At 59.5% G+C, this 7,575-nt stretch carries 7 protein-coding genes; 1 reads left to right on the forward strand and 6 read right to left on the reverse strand.

Going from position 1 to position 7,575, the window contains the following annotated elements; all coding sequences use genetic code 11:
• Nucleotides 1-1,675, forward strand: a 1,675-nt coding sequence (locus ACRESD_RS16445) for a leucine-rich repeat domain-containing protein (protein WP_431751895.1), incomplete at its 5' end; no start/stop codon positions are given.
• Between the two features lie 9 nt (nt 1,676-1,684).
• Here ACRESD_RS16445 and argR read toward each other — a convergent pair.
• The 6 genes from argR to ACRESD_RS16475 all read right to left on the reverse strand — a co-directional run bounded on the left by argR (nt 1,685) and on the right by ACRESD_RS16475 (nt 6,976).
• Nucleotides 1,685-2,665 carry a transcriptional regulator ArgR gene (gene argR, locus ACRESD_RS16450; protein WP_431751896.1) on the reverse strand — a complete coding sequence of 327 codons (981 nt, stop codon included), beginning with the start codon at nt 2,663-2,665 and terminating at the stop codon, nt 1,685-1,687.
• Nucleotides 2,666-2,808: 143 nt separating this feature from the next.
• Nucleotides 2,809-3,573: an ABC transporter ATP-binding protein gene (locus ACRESD_RS16455; RefSeq protein WP_010208310.1), complete on the reverse strand. Its 765-nt coding sequence runs from the start codon at nt 3,571-3,573 to the stop codon at nt 2,809-2,811.
• A gap of 27 nt (nt 3,574-3,600) precedes the next feature.
• A complete protein-coding gene (locus ACRESD_RS16460) occupies nt 3,601-4,713 on the reverse strand; it encodes a succinylglutamate desuccinylase/aspartoacylase family protein (protein ID WP_431751897.1) in 1,113 nt (370 codons plus the stop codon).
• A gap of 1 nt (nt 4,714) precedes the next feature.
• Nucleotides 4,715-5,413: an ABC transporter permease gene (locus tag ACRESD_RS16465; protein WP_431751898.1), complete on the reverse strand. Its 699-nt coding sequence runs from the start codon at nt 5,411-5,413 to the stop codon at nt 4,715-4,717.
• On the reverse strand, nt 5,410-6,099 hold the full coding sequence (locus ACRESD_RS16470; RefSeq protein ID WP_016973726.1) for an ABC transporter permease: 690 nt from the start codon (nt 6,097-6,099) through the stop codon (nt 5,410-5,412). Before ACRESD_RS16470 ends, ACRESD_RS16465 begins: the two co-directional genes overlap by 4 nt.
• 91 nt (nt 6,100-6,190) lie before the next feature.
• Complete coding sequence (locus tag ACRESD_RS16475; protein WP_395610924.1) at nt 6,191-6,976, reverse strand: ABC transporter substrate-binding protein; 786 nt, start codon at nt 6,974-6,976, stop codon at nt 6,191-6,193.
• Nucleotides 6,977-7,575: the final 599 nt, after the last annotated feature.

Raw genomic sequence — 7,575 nt, forward strand, 5'->3', positions numbered from 1 at the left:
CTCCGATGTAGAACGCGGACGCCGAACCGTGCTCAGGGAACTCCTGGAACGCAGTTGGCGGCGCGAAACCCCGCAACCGACCCGCGGGCTCAACTCCCTGAAAATCTCAAGCACCCTGGCTGGTGAGCTACCGCCGATGAGCATCCGCTTCGAGCATATCGGCGGCATTCGTATCGAGGGTAACGGTCGCCCCCTGCACCTGGATCACTTCCTGCCCAGCTTCAACAAGCTGAACGCTGTCAACATCAGCGACGCGCCACTGGGGGATATCCCCGCGCCGTTGTTCAACCTGCAACGCCTGGAGTTCCTCGGCCTGCCCCGTTGCTCGATCACGCTGTCAGCCTCTTCCGTGCAGAGCCTGGAAGGGATGAACCGCCTGGCATCCCTGGACCTCAACCACAACCCCCTGGGGCAAGTGCCGGATTTTCGACGGCTCACTCAACTGAGCCGGGTGCACCTGCGCAACACCGGCCTGCGCGAAGTGCCGACCGGCCTGCTGAGCAGCGAACAGCACGCGGCTGTCGACCTGAGCAACAATGCCATTGAATACCTGCCGTCGAGCGCTTCTGACCTGCCCGACACCATCGCCCGGGGCGTTGACCTGTCGGGCAATCCGTTGTCCAGGCAGGCAATGGAACAGATCAAGGCCTATTGCCAACGCACCGGAGAATTCTTCAGAGCCAGGGTTTCCGACGCTCAGCGCACACGCGTGCAACAGCTCTACCCGACCTTCATCGCCAGCGAGGCCGATCGTTTCAGCTTCAAACTGCCAGGCACGATGAACGACATAGACGCTGAAATGAGCGAGCTCGAAGAGGAATACCGACAGCTGGACACCGACCTGGATGAATGGATTCTCGATGTGCCGACGCATCACCCGATCCTCGACATCCCGCTGGACGAACAGACACGAGCCTTGCAGCAGTTGGTCCGGCGCAATTTCAAGACACTGCTCAAGCAAGCCTGGCGTTATGAGAGCCCCGAAGACGAAGAGAGCCTCGATGACGAGATGACCCATGCGGTGGCACTCGAAACACCCATACTCGGCGCCCTGCCACAACTCAACGCGCGTTTCGAGCATGTGACTTCGTTCGAACTGATCAGCGACGGCACAACCACCGAAGTCGACGGCACCCTCAAGGGTTTCCCAAAACTGCAGACACTGACCCTCAACAGATGCTCATTGCAAACCCTGCCGACGTCGATTTTCAGCATGTCGCACCTGTTCTCCCTGGATCTTGCCGAATGCCGACTGAGCTTGACGCCCGAGAGTGCGCGCTCACTGGAAAACTTGAATGGCATTGAGTTCCTCGACCTGAGCAACAACCCTCTGGGCCACGCGCCGGCTGTCAGCCGTTTGCATCAGCTGAGCTCGCTGCACCTGCGCGACGCCCAATTGCGTGAGGTTCCCGAGGGAGTATTCCAACTACCGTCCCTGCATACGCTGGACCTGAGCAACAACCTGATCGAGACGTTGCCCGACGCCATACTGGAAGTCGCAACAACGCTCGACAACGACTCCGACCTGCGCGGCAACCCGCTGTCTGCGCACAGTCTGGAATTGTTGCGGCAGTACTACCTGCGCACCGGTTTCGCCCTGTATGTCCAGGCAGCTACACGGGATGCCGCGGGCAACCGGTTGGTTCCACCGCAGGGGCCCCCAGAGGAGGAGTGAAGCAGGCGCTCAACCGCGTTCGGACGGCACCGATGACAGCTCGAACGGGCTGCTGCTGCGCCGCTGGTTGCGATCTTCACGGGGGGTGGCGCCGAAGAAATTGCGGTAGGCGCTGGAGAAATGCGGCCCCGAGGAGAAGCCGCACGACAGGCCGATCTGGATGATCGACTTGCTGGTTTGCATGAGCATCTGGCGGGCCTTGTTCAGGCGCAGTTCCAGGTAGTACTGGCTGGGGACGCGGTTGAGGTATTGCTTGAAGATACGTTCGAGTTGTCGTCGCGACACGCACACATGCTGGGCGATTTCGTCGGTGGTCAGCGGTTCTTCGATATTGGCTTCCATCAGCAACACCGCCTGGGTCAGCTTTGGATGGCTGGAACCCAGGCGGTTTTGCAGTGGAATGCGCTGACGCTCACCGCCTTCGCGGATGCGCTCCACTACCAGCTCTTCGGATACGGCCCCGGCCAGCTCGGCGCCGTGGTCACGGGCCAGCACCGCCAGCAACAGGTCAAGTACCGACATACCACCGCAGGCGGTCAGGCGGTCGCGGTCCCAGTCGAACAGATGGCTGGTGGCGATGACCTTGGGGAAGCGCTCGGCGAAATCATCCTGCCAACGCCAGTGCACCGCGGCGCGGTAGCCGTCGAGCAAACCCAGCTGGGCCAGCGGGTAGACACCAGCCGACAATCCTCCGATCACGCAACCGGCGCGTACGAGCTGCTTGAGCGCGGTACTCAGTTGCGAAGCGATGGCGGTCGGCGGCTCATCCGCCAGCAGGAACAGCTTCTGGAAACCTTCAAGCTTGCCGGCCCACGGTTCGCCCGGCAGTTGCCAGGCGCCGTCGCTGGCAGGCTCGGCGAGCAGGAATGACAGCTCGTAGACCACATCCGGATGCACCCGCTGGGCAACGCGCAAGGCCTCCTCAGCCAGCGCAAGCGTCAGGGCTTTTGTGCTGGGCCAAATCAGGAAACCAATTTTGTGGGCGGTCATGGAGTGCTATCCGAAGCCAGTAACAGTAATGAAGACAAGGGCTAATGCTAGCCCGTAATCGAGTACAAATCTCAAAACGATGCATATCCAATGTGGGAGGGGGCTTGCCCCCTCCCACACAAAGCAACCCCCATAGGCAGGAATTACTTCAGGCTGCCGGAGAGGAACTGCTGCAAACGCTCGGACTGAGGGTTCACCAGCACTTCACGCGGGTTGCCGCGCTCTTCGACGATGCCTTTGTGCAAGAACACCAACTGGTTCGACACTTCACGGGCAAAGCCCATTTCGTGGGTCACGACCACCATGGTGCGGCCCTCCTGGGCCAGGTCCTGCATCACCTTGAGCACTTCGCCGACCAGCTCCGGGTCGAGGGCCGAGGTAGGTTCGTCGAACAGCATCACCTCCGGTTCCATCGCCAAGGCACGGGCAATGGCCACACGTTGTTGCTCGCCGCCGGACATGTGGCCGGGGAACGCATCCTTACGATGGCCCACGCCAACCTTGGCCAAATAGTGCTCGGCCTTTTCACGGGCTTCTTTCTTCGACACGCCCAGCACGTGCACCGGCGCTTCCATCACGTTTTCAATCGCGGTCATGTGCGACCACAGGTTGAAATGCTGGAACACCATGGACAGGCGCGAACGCATGCGTTGCAGTTGTTTCGGGTCAGCGGCCTTCATGGCGCCGTCCTTGTTGGCCACCAGTTTCAGCTCTTCATTGTTGAGCAGAATCTTGCCGGCGTGGGGTTGCTCCAGCAGGTTGATGCAGCGCAAAAAGGTACTTTTGCCCGAACCGCTGGAACCGATGATGCTGATCACATCACCGGCCGCCGCGGCCAGGGACACGCCTTTGAGCACTTCATGACTGCCATAGCGTTTATGCAGGTCTTGGACTTCAAGTTTGTACATGCGGTCGGTTCTCACAAAAACAGGTGGTCAGTCGTTGAGCAAGCGCCCGTGACGCAGCGCTTCGCGCCCCGCCACCTTGGCCAGCCAGAAACCCGCTTGGGCATAACGTAGCCGTTCAACGGCAAACAACACCCCCGAGGTGCCCGCGCATATCGTGCTGACGCGGTCTTCCAGGGGGTCAATCACTTCAAAAATCGGCTCGCCTTTTTCGACCCACTCACCGGCTTTACGCAGGTAACTGATCACCCCAGCGTGGGGCGCGAACAACAATTCGGTACCCTCGAAAGGCACGCCTTCACAAGGTTCGAATTGCGGCGCGGGCCATTCGCCCTTGATAAGGCCCTGTTCGGCGAGGAACGCGAGAATACCTTTGGCGTGGAAGATCGCCTCGTCACGCCCGGTGTCGGCCTGCCCCCCCAGTTCCAGCGTAGTCGCCAGGCAAGCCAGTGGAATCTGCGCTTCGGGGAACGCTTGGGACAGACGCAGCCACGGCAGTGAACAGGCTTCATCGAACGAACTGCCGCCGGAGTCTTCCGCCAACAGGCCGACTTTGACATTCAGGTGCGCCGCCAGCGAACGCCACTGCGGCCAGTGCTGGGGCAGCGCGTACATGTGCAACGCGGCTTCTGCGTCGCAATGCAGGTCGAGCACCACGTCGGCGGTGCAGGCGTGGCTGAGCAAGATTCGCTGCATGCCTTGCAGCTGGCTACCAGGTTCGGGTAATGCATTGAGCGCGTCGGTCATTGCCTGACGGATCATACGCACGTTGGCGTGGGGATCATCGCCCAACTTGCCTTTGAGCAGCACGGCGACTGGCTCGCTCAATTCAACGAAGTCGCGGTTGAAGTTCTTGCCGCTGCCCACTTCGAAACGTCCCTGGTGGCTGCCTTGCAGCAGTTGACCCAGACCCATCGGGTTGGCCACCGGTACCAGCTCGATCACGCCATTGAGGGCGCCTTGCTGTTCAAGCTCGATAAGGCGCTTTTTCAGTTCCCAGGCGGCGCGCATGCCGGGCAATTCATCGGCATGCAGGCTGGCCTGGATGTAGGCCTTGCGTTCGCCCTTGCCAAAACGAAATACGCTCAGTTGACGCTCGCAGCCCAGGTGGCCCCAGGGCAACAGATGATCGATACGTTCCATCTCAATGCTTCCGTGGAGCCAGGTAGCTCAGCCAGCGGCGCTCGGCCAACTTGAACAGGCGCACCAGGATGAAGGTCAGGCACAGGTAGAACGCACCGGCCGTGATATAGGCTTCGAACGGCAGATAGAACTGCGCGTTCACCGTGCGCGCGGCACCGGTGATGTCGATCAGGGTGACGATGGAGGCCAGGCTGGTGGTCTGGAGCATCATGATCACTTCGTTGCTGTATTGCGGCAGCGCACGACGCAGGGCCGACGGCAGCAGGATGCGGCGATACAGCTTGTAGCGCGACATGCCCATGGCCTTGGCAGCCTCGATCTCGCCATTGGGCGTAGCCTTGAGGCTGCCGGCGATGATTTCGGCGGTGTAGGCGCTGGTGTTGATCGCAAACGCCAGGCACGCACAGAACGTGGCACTGGACAGCAGCGGCCACAGGAAGCTTTCGCGCACGGCGTCGAATTGCGCCAAGCCGTAGTAGATCAAGAACAGCTGCACCAGCATTGGCGTGCCGCGAATCACATAAGTGAACAGCCACGCCGCGCCGTTGACCAGCGGCTGCTTGGACACACGCATCAAGCCCAGGGGCAAAGCGGCGAGCAAGCCGAAGAACAGCGAGATGGCAAGCAGTTTCAGGGTGGTGACCAAACCGCCGAGGTACAGCGGCATGGCATCCCAGATGACGTTGTAGTCGAAGATCATAGATCAGCCGCCCTTACGCCTACCGAGTAGCGCTTCTCAAGATGACGCAAGGCCAGCAACGACACGCTGGTGATCACCAGGTACATCGCCGCCACCGCGAGGAAGAAGGTAAAAGGCTCGCGGGTGGCGTCTGCCGCCTGCTTGGCCTTGAACATCATGTCTTGCAGGCCCACCACCGAAATCAGCGCGGTAGCCTTGGTGAGTACCAGCCAGTTGTTGGTGAACCCGGGGATCGCCAGCCGAATCATCTGCGGCACCATCACCCTGAAGAACACCTGGAACGGGCTCATGCCATACGCCATGCCGGCTTCGGCCTGGCCCTTGGGAATCGCCATGAAAGCGCCACGGAAAGTTTCCGAGAGGTAGGCGCCAAAGATGAAACCCAGGGTGCCGATACCGGCTGCCAAGGGGTTCAAGTCGATATAGTCGTCGTAGCCGAGCATCGGCGCGACGCGGTTGAGCAAGTCCTGGCCGCCGTAGAAAATCAGCAGAATCAGCACCAGGTCGGGAATCCCGCGGATCACCGTGGAGTACAGATCGCCCAGCCAGGCCAACCAGCGCACCGGCGACAGGCGCAACGCGACCCCGATCAGACCCAGAACAATGGCCAAGGCCATGGACGACAAGGCGAGCTGAAGCGTCAACCATGCGCCATCGAGGATAACGGCCCCGTAGCCTTTCAACATGATTCAGGTCCTCGAAAAGGGGGATGAAAAAATGGCGCAAACCTCAGGAATTCTGTTGCTTGCGCCATTGCGGACAGACAGCTGCGACGAGTTACTTAGGGTCAGCGCCGTAAATATCGAAGTCGAAGTACTTGTCCTGGATTTTCTTGTATTCGCCGTTGGCACGGATCGCCGCGATGGCCGCGTTGATCTTGTCCAGTTCGGCCTTGTCGCCTTTGCGTACCGCGATGCCTACGCCGTCGCCGAAGTATTTGACGTCGGTGAACTGTGGGCCCACGAACGCGTAGCCTTTGCCGGCTGGAGTCTTCAGAAAGCCGTCTTGCAGCAGAGTGGCGTCAGCCACGGTGCCATCGAGGCGACCGGCTTCCACGTCCAGGTAGATTTCGTTCTGCGAGCTGTAAGGCACAACCGTGGCACCTTTAGGGGCCAGGACTTCCTTGGCGAAACGATCGTGGATCGAACCGCGCTGCACACCGATCTTCTTACCTTTGAGTTCATCCAGGCTGTCGCTGACAGTGGTGCCTTCCTTCATCACCAGGCGTGCCGGGGTCAGGTAGTAGCGGGTAGTGAAGTCCACGGACTTCTTGCGGTCGTCAGTGATGGACATGGACGACAGGATCGCATCGATCTTGCGCACTTTGAGCGCAGGGATCAAGCCGTCGAACTCTTGCTCGACCCATACGCACTTGACCTTCATCTCTGCGCACAGGGCGTTGCCGATGTCGTAGTCAAAACCCACGATGCTGCCATCCGGCGCCTTCGAGGCAAATGGAGGGTAAGCCGCTTCGATACCAATCTTCAGGGGTTTCTCATCAGCGAAGGCCTGCATGGACAGCACGGACAGCGCCAGGGCGCCCAACAGCACGAGTTTCTTCATCTTGGGACTCCATCGGTATAGGGCAAAAAACAGCAGTATGAGCCATGGCCCACGATGCGACGTAAGGGAAACCGAATAGCGGTGCTGCGTCCTACACCAGTTACACACTGGAGACGACGAGCGAGTGATCGGCATTCTAACGACAGGCCAGAAGCCGATATTTCCTCAATGCGACAACAATTTACAGAAGCACCGAGAAAGCGGTTCCAGCACATTGACAGCCTCTGATTTTTATGCAGAGACAAAAGATATTAAACCTGTTGATGCTGCAAATTGCGGGCCTATTATTCGCAAACCCTTCTAGCACGGCAAGTCTGGCGTTTAATCTTATTTGTTGGGGTGTCTAAAACGCGCTTTTTCGGGGCGATGGCGTAGCACATTGCCTCAGGTTTGGGCGGCAGGTTACACATTTGCACCGCTCGGTAACATCCAGAAACGTCCTACGAGAGAAACCGATATTTATTGGCCTCTGCGTCACGCAAGGCCGTCAGACAGCTCAACAACCTTGATTTGAAATGCAATCCAACTGTGGGAGCTGGCTTGCCTGCGATAGCAATCTGTCAGTTAGTCCACCTTTGCCTGACACGCCCTCTTCGCAG

Source organism: Pseudomonas sp., from assembly GCF_050739995.1.
GTDB lineage: Bacteria > Pseudomonadota > Gammaproteobacteria > Pseudomonadales > Pseudomonadaceae > Aquipseudomonas.

Excerpts from the sequence above, each read along its gene's own strand:
- ACRESD_RS16455 (WP_010208310.1), bottom strand. The coding sequence starts at position 3,573 with ATGTACAAACTTGAAGTCCAAGACCTGCATAAACGCTATGGCAGTCAT.
- ACRESD_RS16470 (WP_016973726.1), bottom strand. The coding sequence starts at position 6,099 with ATGTTGAAAGGCTACGGGGCCGTTATCCTCGATGGCGCATGGTTGACG.
- ACRESD_RS16465 (WP_431751898.1), bottom strand. The coding sequence starts at position 5,413 with ATGATCTTCGACTACAACGTCATCTGGGATGCCATGCCGCTGTACCTC.
- argR (WP_431751896.1), bottom strand. The coding sequence starts at position 2,665 with ATGACCGCCCACAAAATTGGTTTCCTGATTTGGCCCAGCACAAAAGCC.
- ACRESD_RS16460 (WP_431751897.1), bottom strand. The coding sequence starts at position 4,713 with ATGGAACGTATCGATCATCTGTTGCCCTGGGGCCACCTGGGCTGCGAG.
- ACRESD_RS16475 (WP_395610924.1), bottom strand. The coding sequence starts at position 6,976 with ATGAAGAAACTCGTGCTGTTGGGCGCCCTGGCGCTGTCCGTGCTGTCC.